The organism is Agrobacterium sp. lyk4-40-TYG-31, from assembly GCF_030209855.1.
Taxonomy (GTDB): Bacteria; Pseudomonadota; Alphaproteobacteria; order Rhizobiales; family Rhizobiaceae; genus Agrobacterium; species Agrobacterium vaccinii.
Window position 1 is genome coordinate 106868 of record NZ_JARVRE010000012.1, and the last position, 23209, is coordinate 130076.

At 56.3% G+C, this 23209-nt stretch carries 21 protein-coding genes; 17 read left to right on the top strand and 4 right to left on the bottom strand.

What is annotated here, in order from left to right; genetic code table 11:
• Positions 1–52: 52 nt before the first annotated feature.
• A complete protein-coding gene (locus QRN55_RS20985; RefSeq protein WP_284778172.1) occupies positions 53–832 on the bottom strand; it encodes a DeoR/GlpR family DNA-binding transcription regulator in 780 nt (259 codons plus the stop codon).
• 213 nt (positions 833–1045) lie between these two features.
• Here QRN55_RS20985 and QRN55_RS20990 point away from each other — a divergent pair, with 213 nt between their 5' ends.
• The 9 genes from QRN55_RS20990 (at position 1046) to QRN55_RS21030 (ending at position 11180) form a co-directional block, all read left to right on the top strand.
• Positions 1046–2644 (top strand): peptide ABC transporter substrate-binding protein, encoded by a 1599-nt coding sequence (locus tag QRN55_RS20990; RefSeq protein WP_284778173.1) that lies wholly within the window; start codon positions 1046–1048, stop codon positions 2642–2644.
• Positions 2645–2790: 146 nt separating this feature from the next.
• Positions 2791–3714 (top strand): oligopeptide ABC transporter permease OppB, encoded by a 924-nt coding sequence (gene oppB, locus QRN55_RS20995; protein WP_112501497.1) that lies wholly within the window; start codon positions 2791–2793, stop codon positions 3712–3714.
• The gene (locus tag QRN55_RS21000) at positions 3707–4837 is read left to right on the top strand and encodes an ABC transporter permease (protein ID WP_284778174.1); all 1131 of its coding nucleotides are present in this window, start codon (positions 3707–3709) and stop codon (positions 4835–4837) included. Before oppB ends, QRN55_RS21000 begins: the two co-directional genes overlap by 8 nt.
• A 1-nt stretch (position 4838) precedes the next feature.
• Positions 4839–6449: an ABC transporter ATP-binding protein gene (locus tag QRN55_RS21005; RefSeq protein WP_284778175.1), complete on the top strand. Its 1611-nt coding sequence runs from the start codon at positions 4839–4841 to the stop codon at positions 6447–6449.
• Positions 6450–6570: 121 nt separating this feature from the next.
• Positions 6571–6906, top strand: coding sequence for a hypothetical protein (locus QRN55_RS21010; RefSeq protein ID WP_112501494.1), 336 nt, complete (start codon positions 6571–6573; stop codon positions 6904–6906).
• A 158-nt stretch (positions 6907–7064) separates the two neighbouring features.
• Positions 7065–9404 (top strand): bifunctional diguanylate cyclase/phosphodiesterase, encoded by a 2340-nt coding sequence (locus QRN55_RS21015; RefSeq protein WP_284778176.1) that lies wholly within the window; start codon positions 7065–7067, stop codon positions 9402–9404.
• Positions 9405–9549: 145 nt separating this feature from the next.
• The gene (locus tag QRN55_RS21020; RefSeq protein WP_284778177.1) at positions 9550–10089 is read left to right on the top strand and encodes a DUF4334 domain-containing protein; all 540 of its coding nucleotides are present in this window, start codon (positions 9550–9552) and stop codon (positions 10087–10089) included.
• Between the two features lie 2 nt (positions 10090–10091).
• Entirely contained in the window at positions 10092–10853 is a 762-nt protein-coding gene (locus tag QRN55_RS21025) for an SDR family NAD(P)-dependent oxidoreductase (RefSeq protein WP_284778178.1), read from the top strand.
• Between the two features lie 72 nt (positions 10854–10925).
• The gene (locus QRN55_RS21030) at positions 10926–11180 is read left to right on the top strand and encodes a hypothetical protein (RefSeq protein ID WP_284778179.1); all 255 of its coding nucleotides are present in this window, start codon (positions 10926–10928) and stop codon (positions 11178–11180) included.
• A 69-nt stretch (positions 11181–11249) separates the two neighbouring features.
• Here QRN55_RS21030 and QRN55_RS21035 read toward each other — a convergent pair whose 3' ends face one another.
• Positions 11250–11945: a Crp/Fnr family transcriptional regulator gene (locus tag QRN55_RS21035; protein ID WP_284778180.1), complete on the bottom strand. Its 696-nt coding sequence runs from the start codon at positions 11943–11945 to the stop codon at positions 11250–11252.
• Positions 11946–12085: 140 nt separating this feature from the next.
• On the opposite strand from QRN55_RS21035, the gene QRN55_RS21040 reads away from it, so the two are divergent.
• From QRN55_RS21040 to treY, 3 genes are all read left to right on the top strand, one after another.
• Entirely contained in the window at positions 12086–12343 is a 258-nt protein-coding gene (locus QRN55_RS21040; protein ID WP_111841373.1) for a DUF6894 family protein, read from the top strand.
• Between the two features lie 162 nt (positions 12344–12505).
• On the top strand, positions 12506–13015 hold the full coding sequence (locus QRN55_RS21045) for an RNA polymerase sigma factor (protein ID WP_111841372.1): 510 nt from the start codon (positions 12506–12508) through the stop codon (positions 13013–13015).
• Between the two features lie 138 nt (positions 13016–13153).
• Positions 13154–15616, top strand: coding sequence for a malto-oligosyltrehalose synthase (gene treY, locus QRN55_RS21050; RefSeq protein ID WP_284778181.1), 2463 nt, complete (start codon positions 13154–13156; stop codon positions 15614–15616).
• An 18-nt stretch (positions 15617–15634) separates the two neighbouring features.
• On the opposite strand, the gene QRN55_RS21055 is transcribed toward treY, so the two are convergent.
• Positions 15635–16948 (bottom strand): MFS transporter, encoded by a 1314-nt coding sequence (locus QRN55_RS21055; protein WP_284778182.1) that lies wholly within the window; start codon positions 16946–16948, stop codon positions 15635–15637.
• A 460-nt stretch (positions 16949–17408) separates the two neighbouring features.
• Here QRN55_RS21055 and QRN55_RS21060 point away from each other — a divergent pair, with 460 nt between their 5' ends.
• The 3 genes from QRN55_RS21060 to QRN55_RS21070 are packed head-to-tail and all read left to right on the top strand — an operon-like array spanning position 17409 to position 19069.
• Positions 17409–18062 (top strand): hypothetical protein, encoded by a 654-nt coding sequence (locus QRN55_RS21060; protein ID WP_284778183.1) that lies wholly within the window; start codon positions 17409–17411, stop codon positions 18060–18062.
• Positions 18063–18066: 4 nt separating this feature from the next.
• Positions 18067–18288: a hypothetical protein gene (locus tag QRN55_RS21065; RefSeq protein WP_284778184.1), complete on the top strand. Its 222-nt coding sequence runs from the start codon at positions 18067–18069 to the stop codon at positions 18286–18288.
• 52 nt (positions 18289–18340) lie between these two features.
• Positions 18341–19069 carry a hypothetical protein gene (locus QRN55_RS21070; protein WP_284778185.1) on the top strand — a complete coding sequence of 243 codons (729 nt, stop codon included), beginning with the start codon at positions 18341–18343 and terminating at the stop codon, positions 19067–19069.
• Between the two features lie 152 nt (positions 19070–19221).
• On the opposite strand, the gene QRN55_RS21075 is transcribed toward QRN55_RS21070, so the two are convergent.
• On the bottom strand, positions 19222–19560 hold the full coding sequence (locus QRN55_RS21075; protein WP_112501610.1) for a GCG_CRPN prefix-to-repeats domain-containing protein: 339 nt from the start codon (positions 19558–19560) through the stop codon (positions 19222–19224).
• Positions 19561–19814: 254 nt separating this feature from the next.
• Here QRN55_RS21075 and QRN55_RS21080 point away from each other — a divergent pair, with 254 nt between their 5' ends.
• On the top strand, positions 19815–20906 hold the full coding sequence (locus QRN55_RS21080) for an AAA family ATPase (RefSeq protein WP_284778186.1): 1092 nt from the start codon (positions 19815–19817) through the stop codon (positions 20904–20906).
• A complete protein-coding gene (locus tag QRN55_RS21085; RefSeq protein ID WP_284778187.1) occupies positions 20878–23208 on the top strand; it encodes a DUF5682 family protein in 2331 nt (776 codons plus the stop codon). Before QRN55_RS21080 ends, QRN55_RS21085 begins: the two co-directional genes overlap by 29 nt.
• Position 23209 lies beyond the last annotated feature (1 nt).

A 23209-nucleotide genomic window follows, 5' to 3' on the forward strand; every position in this document is an offset into this window, starting at 1 on the left:
TGGGGCGAGTTAAAATGAAAATAAAGTGAATGTCAAACGAATGTTAATCGTTTCAATTTTCAGGCTGTAAACGTTCGGTTTCGATCAGCCGAACGTCGTTTTCCTTGCAGATGGCTTTGACTGATGGAAGCGGACAGTGGTCCGTAATGAAGGTGTGGACTTGCGAGAGATGACCTATTCTCACCGGTGCCGTGCGGTCGAATTTACTGGAGTCGGAGACGAGAATGACATGCCGTGCATTGGCGATGATGGCCTGCGCCACCTTCACTTCGCGAAAGTCATAGTCCAGCAGCGCGCCGTCCTTGTCGATGGCCGAGACACCAATCACCGCATAGTCCACCTTGAACTGGCGGATGAAGTCCACGGCAGCTTCACCGACAATGCCGCCATCGGTACCGCGCACCACACCACCGGCAATGACGACCTCAATACCGGGAAATATCCGTAACCTGTTGGCAACATTGATATTGTTGGTAATTACCATCAGTTCCTGATGATCTACCAGCGCCTCACCGACGGCTTCAGTCGTTGTGCCGATGTTGATGAAGAGTGACGATTTATGGGGAATGAGCCCGGCTGCAGCGCGACCTATCGCCTGTTTTTCCGTCGCGGCAATCGAGCGTCTGGCTTCATATTTCACGTTTTCGGTGCTGCTGGGAAAGATCGCGCCGCCATGGATTCGCGTCAGTGCGCGGGCCTCGCACAGATCGTTCAGATCCTTGCGGATCGTCTGTGCAGTGACTGAAAATCGCGAGGCGAGATCATCCACGCTGACCTTGCCTTCGGATTTCGCAAGTTCGATGATATCAATCTGGCGCGATGAGAAAAACATGGAAGCTTCTACCCGTCAATATCTGTGGACTTTCGTTATATTTCATTTTTTTGAGAAACGAAAGTGCGCTGACTCGCGCATAGGAGCAAGGTTTTCCACAATCGACGCGCTTGTGAATGCTCCATTTTGTCCGCCTGATAAATATTGGGGTTGCGCCCCGGCGCATTTTGTCCTTGTTTGCGCGTTCTCACACTTTATGGGGAAATTAAAAAAATGAATTCTATAAAAACAACAACGCGTGCCGCAATCCTGCTAGGCTCGCTTCTGATTGGCGCCAGTTCAGCTCTTGCGGAAACGGTCCTGCACCGTGGTAACGCCGGGGAACCACAAACCCTCGATCAGGCACAGACCTCGATCAACATTGAAGCCTTCATCCTGAAGGACCTTTATGAAGGTCTGACCATTTATGATGCCGCCGGTAAGATCGTTCCTGGTGCAGCCGAAAGCTGGACGCTGTCTGACGACGGCACCGTATACACATTCAAAATTCGCGCCGACGCCAAGTGGTCGGACGGTTCGCCTGTTACCGCAGAGGACTTCGTATTCTCCTTCAAGCGCGTCGAAGACCCGAAGACCGCCGCGAAATACGCCAATATTCTTTACCCCATCAAAAATGCCGAAAAGCTCAACAAGGGCGAAGGCAAGCTAGATGATCTCGGCATAAAGGCCGTCGACGAAAAGACGCTGGAAATCACGCTCGAGCGCCCGACCCCATTCTTTCTGGAGCTGCTCGCACACCAGACAGCGCTCCCTGTTTCCAAAGCAAGCGTCGAGAAGAACGGTGCTGACTTCGTCAAGCCCGGCGTCATGGTTTCTAACGGTGCCTATACGTTGCAGTCCCATGTTCCCAACGACAGCCTGATTGTCGTCAAGAACCCTAACCACTGGGATGCCGCCAACACCAAGATCGATAAGGTGATCTTCTACCCAATCGATGACCAGGCTGCATCCGTTCGTCGCTTTGAAGCCAAAGAAATGGACCTTGCGTTCAACTTCTCCGCAGACCAGCTGGAGCGTTTGAAGAAGTCCTATGGTGAACAGGTGCACGTCTCTCCGACGCTTGCGACCTATTATTACACCTTCGACACGCGCGAAGCGCCTTATAGCGACGTTCGCGTCCGCCGGGCTCTCTCCATGTCGGTAGACCGCGACTTCCTGGCTAAGGAAATCTACAGCGGCTCGCAGGTTCCTGCTTACTCCATGGTTCCGCCCGGCATGGACAGCTATGGCGAACCGGCAAAGGCCGATTTCGCCGCCATGTCGCAGCTAGATCGTGAAGATGAAGCGCTCAAGCTGATGAAGGAAGCCGGTTACGGTGAAGGTGCTAAGCCTCTATCCATCGAAATCCGCTACAACACCAACCCTAACCATGAGCGTGTCGCCACCGCCATTGCGGACATGTGGAAAACCACGTTCGGCGCGAATGTTTCACTGGTGAATCTCGATGTCGCCTCGCACTACGGTTACCTGCAGGAAGGCGGCAAGTACAATGTCGCGCGCGCTGGCTGGGTTGCTGACTATGCTGATGCCGAAAACTTCCTTAACCTGTCTGTCTCGTCCAACACGACGTTCAACTATTCGAAGTTCAACAATGCTGAATTCGATGCGCTGATGAAGAAGTCTTATGATGAGAAAGACCCTGCTGCGCGTTCCAAGCTGCTGCATGATGCTGAAGCCATCCTGATGAAGGAGCAGCCGGTTGCGCCGCTGCTAACGCAGGCCGATCTCTGGCTGGTATCCAACCGCGTCAAGGGTTGGGAAGACAATGCGGCCAACGAACACCTCAGCCGCTTCCTGAGCGTTTCCGAATAAGCAGTGCTGCCACGGTGGTTTTGAAACATGTCGCGCAACGGCTCTAGGCTTTTGCGCGACATGCTGAAAGAACGGGCGAAAGCGTAAACGCGATGATAAGGTCGCGATATGCTAAGCCGCCGTGCCATGCCGGAGCCTGAAACATTATGATATCTTTTGTCCTGCGCCGTTTGGCGAGCGCCGTGCCGACGCTGTTTATCGTCGTCACGATTTCTTTTTTTCTGATGCGATTTGCACCCGGCGGCCCGTTCAACCTTGAACGTCCGCTGCCACCGCAGACCATGGAAAACCTGATGAGAACCTATCATCTGGATGAACCATTGTGGCGTCAGTATCTGATCTACATGAAAAATGCCGTCACCGGCGACTTCGGCCCCAGTTACATTTACAAAGACAACACCGTTGCCCAGCTGATTGGCAAGGGTCTGCCCTATTCGCTTGAGCTTGGTTTCTACGCGTTACTGCTGGCTTTGATCGGCGGCGTCTTGGCTGGTACGTTTGCGGCATTGCGGCAGAACAGCCTGTTCGACTTTTCTCTGATGTCTGTGTCGACAGTCGGCGTTACAGTTCCGAACTTCGTCGTGGCACCCGTGCTGACGCTAGTCTTTGCCGTTCTTCTGGGTCTTCTGCCCGCCGGAAGCTGGGGTGACGGTTCGCTGCGCTATCTGTTGCTGCCGATGATTGCGCTCGCCTTGCCGCAGCTCGCCGTCATTGCCCGCCTCACGCGCGGTTCGATGATCGAAGCCCTGCGCATGGACCATATTCGTACGGCAAAAGCTTATGGACTTCCAAGCCGGACCGTCGTCATCGTCCACGCCATGCGCGCGGCAATGCTGCCGGTCGTATCGTATCTCGCGCCCTGCGCTGCCGCACTTCTAACCGGCTCCGCCGTCATCGAAACGATTTTCACCATTCCCGGTGTCGGTCGCTATTTCGTTCTTGGCGCCATCAATCGTGACTATACGCTTGTCATGGGAACCGTCGTTCTCATCGCGCTCTTCGTCATCGTTTTCAATCTTGTGGTCGATATTCTGTACGGCCTTCTTGATCCGAGGGTCAGACATGACTGATATCCCCGGCACATCAGCCGTTTCTCCTTCGGTGAAAAGCCGAAGCCTCTTCCAGCTCGCGACTATGCGCTTCCGCCGCAATAAAGCGGCCATGGCTGGTTCGGTCATGCTGGTTTTGATCACGCTATTCTCGTTTCTGGGGCCGCATTTCCTCACGCACACCTATGATCAGGTGTTTTCGTCCTACGTTTCCGTTGCGCCTAGTCTTGATGCCCGGCCCGATGCAGATAGTCTTCAGGGCGTTATGGAAGGTGTTGCCGGTCGCGCACGCGTCGATCTCAAGGAATTCGCGGTTGAAGGCCAGAAATTTACGGCAACCGTTACCTCCGCCAGCCAGATCGATCCGCGTACGACGCGTTATTTCGATCGTGCCAACGAATTCGAAAACACCAAGGTCGTCGCTGCTGAAGACGATGGTCGCACGCTGAAAATCGAAGGCGATGTGAACCGCGAATATTTCTTCTTCGGCACCGATAGCAATGGTCGTGATCTTCTCGTGCGCGTCATGCTAGGCGGCCAGATCTCGATCGCGGTCGGCGTTCTCGCCAGCCTCGTCTCGCTCGGCATCGGCGTCGTTTATGGCGCAACAGCCGGTTACATTGGCGGGCGTGTCGACAATGCGATGATGCGTTTCGTGGAAATCCTCTATTCGCTGCCCTTTGTGTTTCTCGTCGTCGTGCTCGTCGTGTTCTTTGGGCGAAGTTTCATTCTCATCTTCCTCGTCATCGGAGCGGTGGAATGGCTGGACATGGCGCGTATCGTGCGTGGACAGACGTTGGCTTTGAAGCGACGCGAGTTCGTGGGGGCCGCACAGGCGCTGGGCCTCACGGACTGGCAGATCATCCGCCGTCACATCATCCCCAACACCATCGGTCCGGTCGTCGTGTTTGTGACCGTCGTGGTGCCGAAGGTCATCCTGCTGGAAAGCTTCCTGTCCTTCCTAGGCCTCGGTGTTCAGGCACCTTTGACCAGCTGGGGCGCGCTGATTTCCGAAGGTGCCAGCAATATGCAGTCGGCCCCGTGGCTGCTGATATTCCCGGCGACATTCTTCGTGCTGACGCTGTTTTCTTTGAACTTTGTGGGTGACGGGTTGCGTGACGCGCTCGATCCCAAGGATCGTTGATATGAATACGACATCTGAAACCATTCTTTCCGTGCGTGGACTTAAAGTCGATTTCACGACGCCGGATGGTGCCGTGAGCGCCGTGAAAGGCATCGATCTCGATGTGAAGCCGGGTGAAACACTGGCCGTAGTCGGGGAATCCGGTTCCGGCAAAAGCCAGACCATGATGGGCATCATGGGCCTGCTGGCCGCCAATGGCCAGGTTCAGGGCTCAGCCAAATATCGTGGACGTGAATTGATCGGACTGCCGGTCGATGAGCTGAACGCCATCAGGGGCGCTAAGATCACCATGATCTTTCAGGAACCGATGACCTCGCTGGATCCGCTCTACAAGATCGGCAAGCAGATCGCCGAACCCATCATTCACCACCGCGGATGCACCAAGGCAGAGGCGAGAACCCGGGTTCTGGAACTGATGCAGCTTGTCGGCATTCCCGATCCGGGCAGGCGCATAGACAGCTATCCGCACGAGCTTTCCGGCGGCCAGCGCCAGCGCGTGATGATTGCCATGGCGCTTGCCAACGAGCCGGACCTTTTGATTGCCGACGAGCCGACAACCGCGCTCGACGTCACCATTCAGGCCCAGATTCTCGATCTGCTGAAATCCCTGCAACAGCGTTTCGGCATGGCCATCGTGCTAATCACCCACGATCTGGGCGTCGTCAGGCACTTTGCCGACCGCGTTGCCGTCATGCGTCGCGGTGAGATCGTGGAGACAGGAACGACGGAAGACATCTTCGAGCGTCCGCAGGCTGATTACACCAAAATGCTGCTGGATGCCGAGCCCAGCGGTCACAAGCCACCTGTCGGCCCGGAAGCGCCAACGGTTTTGTCCGGCCAGAACGTGACGGTGGATTACGAGATACCGGGTGGCCTGTTCACGAAAGCCACCGCGTTTCGCGCGGTCGATGGCGTCAATGTCAATCTGCGCCAGGGCCAGACGATTGGTATCGTCGGGGAATCCGGCTCGGGCAAATCCACGCTGGGTCGTGCGCTTCTGCGGCTGACGCCGTCTACCGGACGTTTGTTCTTCGGCAAGACGGATATTTCCAGTCTCGGCAGAAAAGCCATGCGACCCATGCGTCGTCAGCTTCAGCTGGTGTTTCAGGACCCCTACGGCTCGCTGTCGCCGCGCCAGACGGTCGGAGAGATCATCACCGAAGGCCTGTTCGTGCATGCACCGGAACTGAGCCGGGCGCAGCGTGACACGCGCGCCATCGAGGCGCTGACGGAAGTCGGGCTCGATCCCGCTGCCCGCAACCGCTATCCGCACGAGTTCTCCGGTGGCCAGCGCCAACGCATCGCCATCGCACGTGCGATCATTCTCAAGCCAGATGTCGTCGTTCTCGATGAGCCGACATCAGCGCTCGACCGTTCGGTTCAGGGGCAGGTCATCGATCTGCTGCGAGAGCTGCAAAAGACGCATGGGCTGTCCTACATCTTCATCAGCCATGACCTTTCAGTCATCAAGGCGATCTCTGATTACGTCATTGTCATGAAGGATGGGAAAATCATGGAGGAGGGCGCTACCGACGCGATCTTCAACAATCCGACAGCCGATTATACCAAGACGCTGATCCAGTCCGCCTTCACGGCAGACGTGGCTGCATAAAACGTAGCCCGGCCATCATGGTCGGGCGCTTATCCGTGACCGGCAGGGGAACAAGGCCCTCACATCTGCGTTATGACTTCGTGAAAATAGATGTGTGCCGGTAAGGCACCGTGGAGGGAATATGTTCAAGGTTATTCAGATTGCTGGACTCGCTGTCACTATGGCTGTTTCGGGCTTTGCGATGACAGGCACTGCCAGTGCGCAGGATATGGAATTGAGAATCGGTCGTGATGGCGTGCGTCCAGTAATCCGTGATCGCGACCGTGATATGGACCGTAGAGGCCCGCCAATGCGTGGTTGCAGCGAGCGCGAAGCCCGTGCAGCAGCCCGCGCTTCCGGCCTTCGTGATCCGCAGATCGTTCGCGCAACGCCGCGCCGCATCGTTGTCGAAGGCTACACACGCCGTGGTTCCGACACCATTACGTTCGCAAACGAACGTGGCTGCCCGGAAATCTGAGAAGTAAACCTTTCAGAAAATAAGTTGCACTAAATTGAAACTCGCGTTTAGCGAGTTTCTTTGCGTTTAGGCCATCCACTACAATTTGGATTAGTAATTTCTAAATTTAAATGTACTAATAAGCATAATGGTTGCACTTTATTTGGGGGTATTCCGCAGTGTTCGCCGTACTTGAATGTGTTGCGTTACAACATGATCGACGGATTGTCGTTCTGGCTGCCGTGATTGCACTTCTCGGAATGCTATCCTTCTACCACCTTCTTCTTCGAGCGGATGAGAGCCCCCTGAAGCGCAGGCCCTATTGGGTCGTTGTGGCCGCCTTTGCATCCGGTCTCAGTGTCTGGGCAACGCATTTCATTGCCATGCTTGCCTATCAGGGCAGCGTTCCCATCGGTTTCGATTTTCCGTTCACGGCGCTGTCTGCCATCGTCGCCGTTTTCGGCTTCTGGCTCAGCCTGCAATTCCTTTGGGAAAAAACCGGCGCCGTCGTCCTCTCCGGCATTGCCATCACTGTCGCCGTTGCGGCCATGCACTTCATCGGCATGGCCGGTATGCAGGTCGCGGCTTCCATCGAATATCGTTTGACGCCCATTCTTGTTGGCACCGCTGTCACGGCAACGCTGTTTTGCCTGGCGTTCTTCTTTTTCCGGCATTTGCGCGGCCACAAGCGTGTGACGCTGTCGGCCTGCGCCGCCATTTTGGGTGTGCTAACGCTGCATTTCACCGGCATATCCTCGACCATCCTCATTCCCGACCCCAGCATCGCGGGCCCACACATAGATGGGACGGATCGCGCACTTCTGATGGCATCCATCAGCGGCGTGACATTCCTGGTGCTTGCCGCAACCGGCATCGCAGCATTGATCGACCGCTATCTGGTGGACTTGAAAGGCCTCGTCGGCGCCACGCTCGATGGTCTGGCCGTGGTTCAGGATGGTCGCATCGTCGAGGTCAACAGCCGCTTTGCTGGTCTGTTCGGTGCCACGGAAGCCTCGCTGATCGGCGTCAATGCCGAGGAACTCATGCATGCGGATGATGGAATGCCCGCCCACCATTCCCGCGCCGCTGCCGTTGAGGCCGTGCCGAACCGGGGCGACAGGTCGCGCACCTTTGAGTTGGCCGTCCGCACGATCGAATATCGCGGTCGCCCCTGTGAGGTGATGGCGGTGCGTGATCTGACCGAGAAACGTCGCGCGCAGCGAGAAGTCGAATATCTCGCCCGCCACGATATGCTGACCGGGCTTGCCAACCGCACGATGTTTCAGGAACGGCTGAACAACCACATCACCGTGGCTAAGAACAGCGATCAGTTCGCGCTGCTGGCGCTGGATCTCGACCGCTTCAAAGCTGTCAACGATCTTTTCGGTCATGCGGAAGGTGACCGCGTTCTCAAAGACGTCTCCCGCATTCTACAACAATCGGCCCGGACCGGTGATCTCGTCGCGCGGTTGGGAGGCGATGAATTCGTCATTCTCACCGCTTTCGGCACGACCAGCGATGAGGCGCGCGATCTCGGCGAGCAGATTCTCGAAACCTTCCGGCAGGAAATGAACAGCGTTAGCGATCCGACAGCGGTTGGCATTACCATCGGCATCGCAGCCTTTCCCGCCAATGGCGATGACAGCGAAACGCTGATGCACGCAGCCGATCTGGCGCTTTACCGCGCCAAGATCAACGGCCGCGGCATCATTGCCTTCTACGATCTTGCCATGGATCAGGAAACAAAAGAGCGCCGCCGGCTGGAGTCGGACCTGCGTCAAGCCATCAGCCGCAACGAGCTGGAACTGCTCTATCAACCCGTTCATTCCGTCGAAAATGGCGAAGTCGCGGGTTACGAGGCGCTGGTGCGCTGGCAGCATCCGACGCGCGGCATGGTGCAACCGGATGTCTTCATTCCCATTGCCGAGGAAAGCGGGATCATCATCGCGCTGGGGGAATGGATTTTGCACGAGGCCTGCACTGCTGCCGTTCGCTGGGAGCCGCATATCAAGGTTGCCGTCAACATCTCGCCCGTGCAGTTTTCGCTCGCCAATCTGGCCTACACGATCTGCGCGACGCTGGAGAAAACCGGGCTTGCGCCCTCGCGGCTGGAACTGGAAATGACGGAGGCGGCGCTTTTGAAAGACCGCGCCATCACGCTTTCCACCATGCGACAATTGAAGCGGCTGGGTGTGACGATCGTCATGGATGACTTCGGTACGGGTTACTCCTCGCTCAGCAACTTGCGTAGCTTCCCGTTCGACAAGATCAAGATCGACCGCTCCTTCATCGCCGCTATGAAGCAGGATGAAAACGCCCACACCATCGTCCGCGCGATCATTGGCCTTGGTCGCAGCCTCGACTTGCCAGTTACAGCGGAAGGCATTGAAACCGACAGCCAATACCGCATGGTGGTGGATGAGGGCTGTACGCAGGCGCAGGGCTACCTTTTCGGAAAACCTGGAAAGGCCCCCGCACGCCTGAAGAAAACGCAACCGCACAGTCCGGTATTCGGTTAAGACGGGACGTAAAATATACCTTGAAATCACTTTTTTAATCTTGCCCGGCTTGAAACCGGTCAGCGACGCGCTATCTCCATATAACAACCAGATAGTACATTTTATTTTATATAAAACTTAAGGACGAAACCTTCGTGAAATCAGCATGATAGAAAATATACTTTCCACACGTGCAGCCCAGCCAACACAGATACTGGAATGTTTCGACAGCCTCCCCATCGCAGATATGGCCTTCATGACAGGGCGCTGGCGAGGGTTCGAAATCCGCACAGGTCATCGTCTCGATGGATTGCTGGAGCCAAGTGGCTGGTACGGCAAACTGTTCGAAACTCCCGAAGCCGTCCACCCGCTTTTGTTTCATTCGCGGGATGGAAAGCAGCTTTACGCCGTGGACCCCATGCTCGTGCCTCTGTCGGCGCCTTTGCCGCGATCTCCGATGCTGGGCGTGGCGATGGCCGTTCTCAGGCCAGTTTTGCAGACCAAATCTCCCAAGGCGCGGCTGAGAATGATCGAGTATCGCGGTCGCTCCACGGCAACGATGGTCTATGACAGCAAGGCGATCTTCGACCATTTCGCACGCATCGATGACCGCCGCGTCCTCGGCATCATGGACCTGAAAGGCATGCCGGGACCCTATGCGTTTTGTCTAGAACGCGATGATACCCCAATGGAAGTGAGGCTTTGACCATGGCTGGCGTAACACTGATTACCGGCGGCGCAAGCGGCATCGGGCGGTTACACGCACTTCGTGCAGCGAAAAACGGAAAGACCGTCGCCATCATCGATTTGAATGACGAGGGTTTGGCGGAGGTTTCCGGCGAACACCAGCGGATCAACGCCTTCAGGTGCGATGTGACGGATCACGCGGCACTAGAGGCTGTGGTTGAAGACATCGAGCGAACTCTCGGCGAAATCGACTGCCTCATCGTCTGCGCGGCCATCATGCCCGGCGGCGAACTGGGACAGATGGATCCGGGCAAGATAGTCAAGGCCATGCAGATCAACTACGGCGGTGTGGTCAACACCACGACCATTCTCCTGTCCAGAATGCTGCCGCGCGCGCGCGGAGATGTCATCATATACGGTTCCACAGCTGGCATCGTTCCCATCAACCGCTTCGGGGCCTATGGTGCGACGAAGGCGGCGGTCAACCACTATGCACGCGTGCTGATCAGCGAAAACCGCAACAAGGGCATTCGCTTCCAGCTTGTCTGCCCGCCAGCGGTCGATACACCGCTGATTTCGCAGGTGTCGTCCGATGGCCCGGATTTCCTCAAGAACGGTCGCACCTCCATCTCTCAGATGGTGACGCCAGAGGCTGTTGTGCAGTCTGTGGAGAAGGCGCTGGCTGCGGGCAGGGAGATCAATTACCCCGGACGCGGCAAGCTGATCGAGCTCGCCTATCGCGCATTTCCCGGCATCGTCCAGCGTGTCTCCAACAACGCCTAAACCCGCAAGCGAAACCGCAACCGGGAACATCTCTCCCCTGGCAACGTTTTCAAACGCTTGCAACAGGAGACTATGATGGCAGTTACGTATCACGTTGGCGAACACGATGGCGGCTATGCTTACCGGCTTGGCGATGTTTGGTCCGAAACCTTCCCGGACCACGATTCAGCTCTGAGAGCCGCAAATGATGCCGCCCGGCGTCAGCAGATCGGCGGAGAAGAAGTCGATATTTCCTACCAGTTGGCAGACGGCCAATGGCAATCCCAGCACGTGCGCGGCGGCGACAGGCCGGAAACCGATGTCGTCGACGACACGACGAGTAAATAAGCTTTTTCCTGACGTGAAATGTAACGCTGTCTCAGAGATGAGGCAGCGTTACGCATTTTTCCCATACTCTTAAGCAGATTGCGGACCAATAAGGCGACGATGTTCGGCCTCTGGTATTCCATAGGAATCCCCTGCCGTTTCCAGCAACAGCGTCCGGTCTCGCACGGTAATCAGCGAGCGCTCGGCTTTGATGGCACGACTGCCTTCCAGCTTGTGCAGGGCATCCGTCACGCTGGGGCGCCGCACGCCCAACATCACAGCCAGAAAATCATGGGTCAGCGGCAGTTCGTCGCCCAAACGGTCCTGGCACATCAACAGCCAGCGTGCCAAACGCTGCTCCACATCATAGCGCCCGTCGGCCAAAGCCGTTGCCGCAATCTGGATCATGAAGACATGAGCGTATTTCTGTAGCAGGGTTCTGAGCGTGCGGCTATCGTCCATCAATGCCATCAGTTCAGGCGAGGGAATGCGCAGCGCCTTTCCGCCCACCTGCATAAAGGCCTTATGCGGACTGGCATCGACGCCCATCAGCACGGGAACGCCGGAACATCCCTCGTGCCCGATACATCCGACCTCGATGGACTTGCTGGCGACCACGACTTCGGACGACAGGCCGCTTTCAAAGAAATAGACATGGCTGATCGGCTCGTAGCTATCGAACAGCGTCTGCGTCTGCGCCAACGTCACGGGCTCAAGCCTTGGGCGTAATAGCGCCGTATCTTCGGCAGAAAGTCTTTTAAGGAGGCCGTTATTGGTCCAGGTCAAAGCGATGCCCTTTCTAGCAGTCTGTGGCGGATGCATGCGAAGGAAAGCTGGAAAAATAACCTCACTTTTCCTGCGCACATGTCAATGTGATGAAACTTTAGCATTCTCCGATGGTTCGAAGGACACATCGGAGAATTGCAATGAGATACTATTTCCACGTTCGCAGCCACGACGGCTTTGCCCTTGACCCTGAAGGCGCGGAATTCGAAACGCTGGAAGCAGCATACGATGAAGCCTTTCAGGCTGCGCGTGAAATTCTCGCCGACCGTTTGCGGCGGGGCGAGGTTATTGATGGAGACGTCTTCGAAATTACGATGGAAAACGGTGAAATCGCCGGAACTGTTCCCTTTAGAGAAACGGTTCATTTTGATGACCAGCGTCAGACCCATAAAAGATGAGCAACCCCATGCTCTCGCTTGAAAAACGGCGCTTCACTTACTCGAAATTTCGCCATTATCAAGCATATTAGATATCAGCGTACGCTAACGTACTCACGCCCTGAGGGCCGGAACGATGATGTCTGCAACGGCTTAATTCCCCACTAGCAAGGGAGATTAAGCATGTCAGCAGACTTGAGTATCCAGCAGGAAGTCGTTGCCCTCATCCCAGCGCTCCACAGGTTCGGATCGCGATTTTACAGAAGCCAGAACGATGTCGAAGATCTCGTTCAGGAAACGCTTCTCAAAGCTCTCCGCGCGCTTCCCTCGTTTACTCCGGGCACAAATCTGAAGTCGTGGATGTTCACCATCATGCGCAACGCCCACCACACCTCCTATCAGAAAAACAAGCGTATCACGGTTGGTACGAACAACCTTGAACATCTTATTCAGGCAGCGCCTTCACCGCAGGAGTGGGCCATCAGAAAGATCGAATACGATCGCGCCCTTGCCGCCATGCCGCCGATTTACCGCGTTGTTTTTCATCTCGTCGTAGAGGATGGCCAGGCTTATGACGCTGCCGCTAGAACCTGCAAGATTTCCGTTGGCACCGTGAAAAGCCGCGTTAACCGCGCCAAGCACTTCCTCGCCAACCATATGGGCGACACGATGACGACAGTTGCAGCGGTCTAACTCGTCCAACGTCGTGCGGCATTCTCCGACCCGGTAAACCTCGTTGCCGGGTTTTCATGCGCGGTCGCTTTTTGCATAGCTCGGACGGAACTACTTCTCGCGCGTGTAGTTTGGGCTGCTCTCCCACTGGAGCACCGCATGACAGTCCCAACATCGACCTATCGCATTCAGTTCCGCAATGGCATGACATTTGATCGCGCGGTTGCAATCATTCCCTACCTGAAAAAACTCGGCATCAGCCACCTCTACGCATCGCCTATCTTCACCGCCACCAGCGACTCTACCCATGGCTATGACGTGACAGATACCAATGAAATCGATCCGGCCATTGGCGGTCGGGAAGGTTTCGATGGGCTGGTGCGTACATTAAAGGCCGAAGGTCTTGGCGTCATCATCGACATCGTACCCAACCACATGGCAGCCTCGCTGGAAAATGCGTGGTGGAAGGATGTCATCGAACATGGCGCGGACAGCCGCTACGCCGGACATTTCGACATCGACTGGTCCCGTCGCCTGACGCTGCCCTTTCTGGGTGATGATTTTGCGAAGGTGCTTGAGGATGGAGACGTCACGATCGAGGCAGACCCCTCCACCGGCAAATCTGCACTCTGCTGTCACGGCGCACATTATCCGCTGAACCCCGCCACCTACGCCGGGCGAGAGGCCGATATTATCGGCACGACCGATAAACAGGAGATTGCCGCTCTTCATGATCGCCAACCCTACCGCCTCACGTCGTGGCGCGACGCGTGCCGTGACTTGTCCTACCGCCGGTTTTTCGAGGTCACCGGCCTCGTTGGCATGAAGGTTGAAGACCCCGCCATCTTTGATGACACGCACCGTCTTATCCTCGAACTCGTCCGCGATGGCTCGGTGGATGGCCTGCGCGTCGACCACGTCGATGGTCTGGCCGATCCGAAATCCTATCTGGAGCGGTTGAGGCAGGAGGCCGGTGCAGGCTGCTACATCACGGTGGAAAAAATACTCGGCCCCGATGAGCAACTGCCGCTGGATTGGCCGGTCTCAGGCACCACGGGCTACGAATTCATATCAGCCCTCAGCAATGTCTTCGTGGACAATGACAAGCTCTCCCAATTGCAGGACGCCTATGCAGACTGTGAAGGCCGCTCAATCGACATGCCCGACGAGTTGCGGAAGGCCAAGCTGCTGATGGCAGACATCAATTTCGCAGGCGAGTTCAACCGCTTGCTGAAACTCGCGATACGCATTCTGAAAACCGAAAATAGTGTTGCACAGTCCAGCGAAAACGATCTACGCGCTGCCTTGCGTGAACTGGTCGTTTCTTTTCCGGTCTACCGCACGTATGGCCATGCCGATGGTTTGCCGCGCGAGAGCGACGATGTCCTGACCAAGGTCGTCGATGCCATAAACTCCAGCGCTCACGCGCCCGATGCCGATGCGCTTGCCAGCCTTCAACACATCCTTCGTCATGGTCGAGGAGAGGACGCAGCTGAATTCAGAACACGCTTTCAGCAACTCACCGGTCCGCTCATGGCGAAGTCCGTGGAAGATACGCTGTTTTACCGGCAAAACATGGCGCTGGCGCTGAACGAAGTGGGTGCCGAACCCCTTCAGCAATCGTTCTCCATCGAGCAGTTTCACGCCGCCATGATCGAGCGCCTGATCCATCAACCCGATGCGCTCTCCGCCACATCCACCCATGACACGAAACGCGGCGAAGACGCACGCGCACGTCTCTACGCCATCACTGAGGCACCTGATCTTTGGGCCGATGCCTTCAAACGTTGGCAAGGCATGAATGCGTCTTACCGGCAGGTGCTGGACGATGGCGTCGCGCCAGAGCCATCCGTGGAGTGGCTGCTTTACCAGGCACTCGCTGGTGTTTGGCCTCTGGGGTTCAATGTCCAGAATGCTGAAGAGCTGAAGGCTCTCGAAGAGCGCTTCGCAGCCTATGTCGAAAAGGCGCTACGTGAAGCAAAACTGCGCACGAATTGGGGTGATAGCAACGCGGCCTATGAGGACGCCGTCATCGGCTATGCTCGCAAGCTGCTTTCGCCTGAAAACCGCGCGTTTATGGAAGATTTTGCCCAGACCCTACATCCTTTCATCGAGGCCGGTCTATCCAATGGCGTCTCCCAGACACTGATCAAACTGACAGCCCCCGGCGTACCGGACATCTATCAGGGCAGCGAAGGCCTCGACCTCAGCCTTGTCGATCCAGATAACCGCCGCCTGCCGGATTTTGATGCTCTTGCAAAGCAGCGTGAACAGGGCGGGCACCAACACCCGAGCCTGGAACTCAAGCAACGCCTGATCGCCACGATCTTGTCGATGCGCAAGGCGATGCCTGATCTCTTCGGTGCGGGAACATATGTTCCACTCGAGGTCAGCGGCGAAGGGGCGGGGCAATATGTCGGCTTTGCGCGCGTCACGCCAGACGACGCGCTCATCACCATCGCGCCACGCCTCTCCATGCGGCCCCCAGCCCCCGCCAGCATTACGCTGCCGCCGGATCTCGCCAACAGCACGTATGTGGATGTGTTGACGCAAAAAAACTGGACATTCACCGACAAAATCGATCTCGGCGACGTCAGGTTTGCACTTTTGAAAAGGCGATAGAAGGTTGGAAATCAGGCTCTATGCAAGAGCCTGATTTCTCGATTCCGCATCGATCAGCCACACGCTGAAAGCAGCAACGACCAGCAGCCCTGAGATGACTCCCAAAGCCAGCCCGAAATTCGACGCCATCAACGGTGCAACGATCGATGGTGCCAATAGCCCACCAAACCGCGCAACCGCACCCGCCATCCCCATGCCACTCGCACGCAGCGTCGTGGGGTAAAGCTCCGGTGTAAACGCGTAAATCGCTCCCCACGTGCCCAGCAGCGAGAAACTCAGCAGCAACGTCGCGGCCACGGCGACCTCAACCGTCTGCCCCAGCCCATAGGCCAGCGTTCCCACCGCACTCAGCAGCAGGAAGCCGATCAGTGTCGGCTTGCGCCCCCATTTTTCCACGCCATAGGCCGCCAGCGCATAGCCCGGCAATTGCGCGATCGCCAGAACGACGAGAAACATTTGACCACGCATGAAGCCGAAACCATCTGCCGCCAGCTTTATCGGCAGATAGACAAAGACGCCGTAATAGGAAACCGAGATCAGCATCCACGCCAGCATCAAAAACACCGTACGGCGACGCAGAATGTTTGAAAACAGCTCAGTGATTGGCGCGCGCTGCTTAGCCTGCGGCACCAGTGCCGGGATGTCGATATCCTTGCCGTTCGTCTTCGCAACGCGTTGTAACACCTTCCGCGCCTCTTCCGAGCGACCTTTCTGGTTCAAATAAAGAGGCGATTCCGGCACGTAAAGCCGCAGAATGACGCCGATGAGTGCCGGAAGCCCCGTCACGAAGAAAATCGTCCGCCACGCTTCCCCACCCTGTGTACCCGCCACCAGCGCCAGCACGGCCAGCGCAACGGTGCCAATCGCCCAGCAGCCTTCCAGCAGAACCAGCCACCGACCCCGCCGGTCGGAGGGCAAAAACTCGGCCATCATGGCGTAATCGACAGGCAGCGTTCCGCCCACCCCAATGCCGGTGAGAAAGCGCGCCACGATCAACCATTGCAGATCAGGAGCAAATGCTGATGCAACGCCGCAGATGGCATCGAGAATAATGGCGATAAACAGCACCGGCCTGCGCCCAATGCGATCCGCCAGCCGCCCGAAAGCAAAAGCGCCGATCAGCATCCCCAGAAAGAAGAACGTCCCCGTCTGCAATGCCTGCGGCACCGTCACCCCAAAGCTTTTGGCAATCGACGGCGCACTAAACCCAATCGCCAGAACCTGCATGGCGTCAGCTGCCCAGACGAGCCCAAAAATGACGAACAGGCGCTTCTGAAACGCCCCAACTCCAGCCGCTCGTAGGCCATCCTCAACGGAAACCGATGACTGCATGACTTCCCCCACTTCCCGCAAATGCCCCGAGCACATCGTCCAGCGCGGCGGTCTGTCCCCAAGCCGTGCAACGATTGGTAAAACTTGTGGCACGCCTTGCCATCAAATCAAAGATGGGTGTGACGATTTAGATGTTGCTTTCCCGCACGCCAGTCATGCTTCAGTCATCAACAGAATTGCAACCTACCAATAATTTCGGAACCATAACCTGTATAAATGCATTGGGCGCTCATTGGTAGGTAGAGCTAGCTACAAAAACGTCCAGTCTTTGTTTTTGACGCAATTAATAATTGCATTTCGCCTTTGGTTTGAGTTTGATTGTAATTTCCATATTGGCGGATAGGGCTCATGGGTAGCTATCGTCGTGAGACCTCGAAGCGAGGAAATTCCATCCAGATCATTCAGGCCATGGCTCCTTCACGCTGCGAACGTACTTCGAAGACATCTTGAAAGTCATAATATGCTTGCATCAAGAAAATTAAAAATCCTTAGCATATTCACCCTTCTTTTCGGGGCGCTAAGCATATCCCCTGGAGCTCTTGCGCAAGAGGCGTTTTATCCAGCTCGCGCATTTTGTGAGCGACAGACCTTCACTTTGGACAATATTCAGGAAGTGAAGCCCTGGCTAGACTACCTAAGTGGCTTGCGCAATGGGCGGTCAGAAGCTCCGGGCGACGCTTGCAACAGCAGCACCGTCCGTTCAATTGTCAACATGTCCAGAAGCGGCAGCGTGGAACTGGCAGAGGCCCGTCGATGGGGATTGTTGCAATTTTACGTTTCGAGAGCATTTGAACCAGACCTCAGTGAAAGAAGATACGATACGGATAATTCATTTCGGTATCGTAACGATCTGCTTCTTGCCAGCTTCGTGTGGCTTCTATGCCCTGGCAAGGGCAACGGCAGAACGGCTTGTGCAAAAGAGCTGATTCTCAAGTTCCCGGATCAATTTCTCAGCAGTAGCCCTGTTCTGTGCGATTTTGCGAGCGGCGATATGAAATCCATCCTGTGGCCGGAAGATCGCCGCGGATTGCCTCTTCTTTGCAACCAAGATCGCAACGGCCAGGTCCACGCTAACGAATGGCTGGAAAAAGCTGCAATTAATTTTGGGGATTAAGCTTGTGAAAGCCGGTGTTGTCGACGGCGTTGCAGCGATTCAAACGTTGGAGGACTTAATCCTTCAACTTGAAAAATTAGGTCACGATACGTCTTCCATACGTCAGTTTTTCGCTGTCGGAGAATGGCTCATCGCATTTGAAGGTGTGGAGATTGCCTATTCAAAATTGTCTGTCGATGATGAGACGCGTGCAAACATGATCTCTCTTGATCAATATTTTTCATAATGTGAGCACAGCTTTCGGGAGTGCAGCGACATAACTGAACGGAGTAAGCACCTTGAAACTTTGCACGATAGTCGCCGCGTTTCTTATTAGTATTATGGGCGCCTCACAGGGCCTATCCCAGACGACAACACCACTGCCTAAAAGCGTCGAAAGCAGGTTGCAGCAGGCATGCTCCAAGGACGTTTTAAGTTTAATTGACGCGATATGCCACGACAAGGGAACGGTAAACACCGTGGCCATAAACTTGCCAGGTGTTTGTCAGCAGTATCAGTACACGGATCAAATAAAAGAAAAGCTGCAGGAATGCGGTGGGAAGAACGTTTTCTTCGAGATGTGGAAATTCAAATTCAATATAGAAAATGATTTCAAGAAAAAATTTGTGGACTACGTCAGTATAATACGCAGCAATGAAATAAAGTCTAATTCTTCAGAAATATCGTCGTCTTATGAAGCCTTTCGCCTGTCGGTTTGGGCATGTGGCCTGAATGAGAACTGCCACGGGGATCTTTTCCACCAGTTTTCGGACGAAACGCAGCGCGCCCTTGAGAAGACACCGTATTTCTGCGATTACGCACCCTCGATCACGAGCTTCGACGATGGTTCGTACAAGGACCTGTTCTTTAGGGATAATTATCCCGATGGCGTGGCTCAGCCGATGTGCAGAGCTTATTATTGCAAGTACAGGGAATGTTCTCAACAAAGCCGAAATCCCGGCCTCTTTATATTGAGTGATAATTTTCGCCGACAATATGATCTTCTTTACAAGGCCATACAGCCGTGACCGACGACACCTTTAGGTCTTTAAATTCAATCGTGCCAAAAGAGAGTTATCTCGCGTCACCATCGGGTCCGTGAGGACGACGCCTCTCGATCCCATCCATCCCGGCGCTTCACGGCAATAAAAAGCCCTCCTTGCTGCGGAGGGCTTCTTCTTCACCAGCGATAATCGGGCTCTCCCTGCCAGCCGCGACGATCATGCCAATCGCGGCGGTCGTGTCTATCGCGCCACTCCCGGCGTGCCTGCCGTTCCCGCCATTCTCGCCGTTCTTCCCAGCGATCGCGCCGATCCCATCCGCCGTAATATCCTGGCGGCGGTCCGTTCGGGCGGCAAAATCCGCGTGGGGACAGGTGGTAGCCGCGACCGCAGGCGTAATCCACCTTTTGAATGAGTGACGTGTCCGGTGCGGATTGTTTGCCGGTTGGCATCGCGTTGACGCCGGTCGCAAATAATCCTGTGACGATGCAAGCTGCGCTCAAAATCAATCTGCGCATCTGTTTTGCTCCTTTTGGCCCCGCAAACAAATAGCGCTTCAGCCCGTGAACGGTGGCTGAATGATTGGTGATGTTTTCAGGGCGGGAAAACGGCAGCGAAGTCATAATCTGCGCAGTCTGTGACTAAAATCTGCCTTTCAAATTATCAGCGATGCAATGTGCACAATTCCTGCCTTATTTCTGCAACGAATGGGTGCGAGTTCTCGTGTCCGACTACGGCGCTTCAGCGAATCTACACTGCCAGGTGATGAGATATGAATGAGAATGTAGCCAACAATGTCGTGCAGCGACCGCCGGTTGAAATCTTATATTCGGATGAGCTTGCAGCATTGCACAAGAACGACAGTGGCCCGAAGCCGCCCGGTTGGGCGATGTCTTTGAAAAGTGTAAAATCTTTCATCCTCGGCGGCAATGGTGCGACGGCCAAACTCGTCGCATCGTCATCCCTCATCGAGCGCGCCATGGTGACCCTTGCAACGTCCCGTGCGCTGCTGCTGATTGGTGAGCCCGGGACTGCCAAGAGTTTTCTGTCGGAATTGCTTGCTGCTGCCATCAGCGGGGACTCGACGCTGACCATTCAGGGCGGCGCTTCCTTGAGCGAGGATCAGATCCGCTATGGCTGGAATTATGCTCTTCTGGTGAGCAAGGGGCCGACGCGACGGGCGCTCGTACCGGCACCGCTTCACCGTGGCATGTCGGAAGGCAAGGTTGTTCGTTTCGAGGAAATCACGCGTTGCCCGCTCGAGGTTCAGGATAGCCTGTTGTCCGTACTATCAGACCGGGTGATGGCCGTGCCGGAACTGTCGGGTGATGACGGTATGGTGTTTGCCAGAGAAGGCTTCAACATCATCGCCACCGCCAACACCCGCGATCGTGGCGTGAACGAAATGTCTGCCGCCTTGAAGCGGCGGTTCAACTTCGAAACGGTTTTCCCCATTCGCGATGCGGATGAGGAACTTGCGCTGGTCAAGCGTGAGGCGGGAAAATTGCTCGCGCGGTCGGGCGTCCCGGCACCACCCGATGACGATACTCTGGAGGTGCTGGTAACCTGCTTTAGAGAGTTGCGGGAAGGCCTTTCGGTCGAAGGCGGCATGGAGCGGTTAAGCTCGGTCATGAGTACAGCCGAAGCGGTCAGCGTTGCCCACGCCATCGGTATTCGCGGCCATTATCTTCGCGGTGATAGCGGTCGTCCCGAAGATATCGTCGAATGCCTTGCGGGCACGGCGGCAAAGGACAATGCGGAGGATTTGACGCGGTTGCGCCGCTATCTCGAGCAGAAGGCATCCAAGCGGTCAGGCGAAGGGTGGAAGGCGTTTTATGCAGCCCGGCATCTCCTCACACCCTGATCCCGACGACCAGTACAGCTCGCATGATCGCCTCATCGTCATCGGTGTGCGGCATCATTCACCTGCCTGCGCGCAGCTTGTTCGTCGCACCATCGAAGATCACAAGCCAGCGTTTGTGCTGATCGAAGGCCCGGCAGATTTCAATCCCCACATCGAGGATTTGAGGCTCGCGCATCAACTGCCGCTGGCCATTTTCAGTTTTCATTCCACACCGCGTCGTGTGCACGCCTCTTATTCCCCCTTTTGCAGCTATTCGCCGGAGTGGGAGGCTTTACAAGCGGCATGGTCCGCAGGTGCCAGACCGCTCTTTTGCGATCTACCTGCCTGGCACCCGGATTTTGGAGATCGCACCAACCGCTATGCCGATCTGCATGGAAACAGAGCAGCAGCAGTCGAACAGGCCGCGGCAAATGCGCTGGGTGAAGATGGGCGCGATGCATTCTGGGACGCAATTGCCGAGCAATCACCGCTGGAGGAGCTTGAGGAACGCCTCGCATATTATTTCGACCTGCTGCGCCCGGATGGGGCGGAGGACCCGCAGGAACTTGCGCGTGAACGCTACATGGCCGCGCATGCAGCCTGGGCCGTGAGGGAGGCAGAAGGCAGAAAAGTCGTCCTCATCTGCGGCGGCTGGCACGCACAGGCCGTGCGAATGCTGGCGTGTCAGGCGGACGGCGACCTACCGGCGATCCCTAAACTCGATGAGGGCGAACGAGCGGGAAGCTACGTTGTGCCTTATGAATATCGGCGGCTTGACCGGTTTGCCGGTTACGCATCCGGTATGCCATCTCCAGCTTACTATGAAGATGTCTTTGCATATGGGCTGGATCACGCGGCTGATAATGCACAGAATGCGATTGCTGCTGCGCTACGTGCTGCCGGGCAGGTTGTTTCCACGGCGGATCGCGTTGCGTGGCACGCCCATGCCAAAGCGCTCTCGATGGCGCGTGGGCACCGGTCCGTGTTGCGTGCCGATCTCCTGGATGCAGCCTTGGCGACCTTGGTCAAGGACGCACTTGACATGCCTGCCGCCTGGACCCGGGAAGGCGCGTTGCGGTCTGGAACCCACCCAGCACTCGTTGCCATGCTGCGTGCCCTGACGGGAGAACGCTCCGGCAAGCTAGCGCCCGGCACCCGCCAACCGCCTTTGATGGCCGATATCCGAGCGAGGCTTGATGAGCTCGGTCTGATGCCGGACCATCGTCCACGCAACGTGGTGCTGGATTGGAACGTGCATCTTGATCGAGAGCGGGCACACCTGCTGCACGCGCTCTGTATCCTCGACATTCCCGGCATCGAACGTATCGGTGACACGATGGCCCTCGGCACAGTTGCGCCGAAGGAAACATTCCGGCTGGTCCTTCATCGTGATGCCGATGGTGCGCAGATCGAGGCGTCGCGCTGGGGTGGCACGGTGCCAATGGCTGCAGCAGCGGTGCTGTCGGATCGTGCCGAGCACGCGGGAAACGATCTCGAGAGCCTCTCCGCGTGCCTTGCCGATGCGCTGTTTGCCGGTCTGTTGGCGCTTGAAAACGAATTGACGGAGCGCATCGCCGCCGGTCTCGCATCGTCCCACGACATCCGTGCAATCGGCGCGACAGGGCTGGAGGTCGTGAGGCTTTACCGCTTTGGAGAGATTTTCGGAGAGGCTGCGCATAAGGCCTTGGGGCGGCTCTGCGAAGTGGTGTTCGCCCGTGTGATGTGGATCATGGAGGCCATTCGCAACGAGGATGAAGGCATCAGAGCCATCCGCGCGCTGCTTGCCTGTCGCGACATGATGCGGGATTGCCCGACGCCGAACATGGACATTTCCTCCTTTATTGCCGGACTTGAACGCTGTGTTGCAAACCCGGAGGCGCCAGCAGCGCTCGCCGGTGGAGCTTTCGGAACGCTGATCGCGTGCGGGAAAACATTCCCTGACGATGTCAGCGGACGGATGCAGCGTTTCAGCGGGCCTGACAGGCTCGGCGACTTCCTGTCCGGCCTGTTTGCATTGGCGCGCGAGGACATTTCCAAAAGCGCGTCTGTCATCGGCTCCGTCACCGCCATGGTCGAAGGCTGGACGGACGAGGCGTTTTTGCGCGCGTTGCCGTCGCTCAGACGGGCTTTTTCATTCTTCCCGCCGCGTGAGCGCGAAAGATTGGCTGGCGCCATTGTCCGTTCCCACGGCGGCAACGAGGCGCAGGCTGAAGTTCAGGCCATGGCGTGGATGCGTCAATCGACGCCGGTGGCAAATCAGGCGAGCGCTATCGCGCTCGAGGCGACTGTGGCTCGGCGTCTTGCCGAAGCCGGATTGATTTGAT

What these genes read in the sequence shown, in the direction of transcription:
- QRN55_RS20990 (WP_284778173.1), top strand. Translation starts at nt 1,046, where the DNA reads ATGAATTCTATAAAAACAACAACGCGTGCCGCAATCCTGCTAGGCTCG.
- QRN55_RS21060 (WP_284778183.1), top strand. Translation starts at nt 17,409, where the DNA reads ATGCTTGCATCAAGAAAATTAAAAATCCTTAGCATATTCACCCTTCTT.
- QRN55_RS21025 (WP_284778178.1), top strand. Translation starts at nt 10,092, where the DNA reads ATGGCTGGCGTAACACTGATTACCGGCGGCGCAAGCGGCATCGGGCGG.
- QRN55_RS21080 (WP_284778186.1), top strand. Translation starts at nt 19,815, where the DNA reads ATGAATGAGAATGTAGCCAACAATGTCGTGCAGCGACCGCCGGTTGAA.
- QRN55_RS20985 (WP_284778172.1), bottom strand. Translation starts at nt 832, where the DNA reads ATGTTTTTCTCATCGCGCCAGATTGATATCATCGAACTTGCGAAATCC.
- QRN55_RS21000 (WP_284778174.1), top strand. Translation starts at nt 3,707, where the DNA reads ATGACTGATATCCCCGGCACATCAGCCGTTTCTCCTTCGGTGAAAAGC.
- QRN55_RS21010 (WP_112501494.1), top strand. Translation starts at nt 6,571, where the DNA reads ATGTTCAAGGTTATTCAGATTGCTGGACTCGCTGTCACTATGGCTGTT.
- treY (WP_284778181.1), top strand. Translation starts at nt 13,154, where the DNA reads ATGACAGTCCCAACATCGACCTATCGCATTCAGTTCCGCAATGGCATG.
- QRN55_RS21085 (WP_284778187.1), top strand. Translation starts at nt 20,878, where the DNA reads ATGCAGCCCGGCATCTCCTCACACCCTGATCCCGACGACCAGTACAGC.
- QRN55_RS21045 (WP_111841372.1), top strand. Translation starts at nt 12,506, where the DNA reads ATGTCAGCAGACTTGAGTATCCAGCAGGAAGTCGTTGCCCTCATCCCA.
- QRN55_RS21055 (WP_284778182.1), bottom strand. Translation starts at nt 16,948, where the DNA reads ATGCAGTCATCGGTTTCCGTTGAGGATGGCCTACGAGCGGCTGGAGTT.
- QRN55_RS21020 (WP_284778177.1), top strand. Translation starts at nt 9,550, where the DNA reads ATGATAGAAAATATACTTTCCACACGTGCAGCCCAGCCAACACAGATA.
- QRN55_RS21030 (WP_284778179.1), top strand. Translation starts at nt 10,926, where the DNA reads ATGATGGCAGTTACGTATCACGTTGGCGAACACGATGGCGGCTATGCT.
- QRN55_RS21040 (WP_111841373.1), top strand. Translation starts at nt 12,086, where the DNA reads ATGAGATACTATTTCCACGTTCGCAGCCACGACGGCTTTGCCCTTGAC.
- oppB (WP_112501497.1), top strand. Translation starts at nt 2,791, where the DNA reads ATGATATCTTTTGTCCTGCGCCGTTTGGCGAGCGCCGTGCCGACGCTG.
- QRN55_RS21005 (WP_284778175.1), top strand. Translation starts at nt 4,839, where the DNA reads ATGAATACGACATCTGAAACCATTCTTTCCGTGCGTGGACTTAAAGTC.
- QRN55_RS21075 (WP_112501610.1), bottom strand. Translation starts at nt 19,560, where the DNA reads ATGCGCAGATTGATTTTGAGCGCAGCTTGCATCGTCACAGGATTATTT.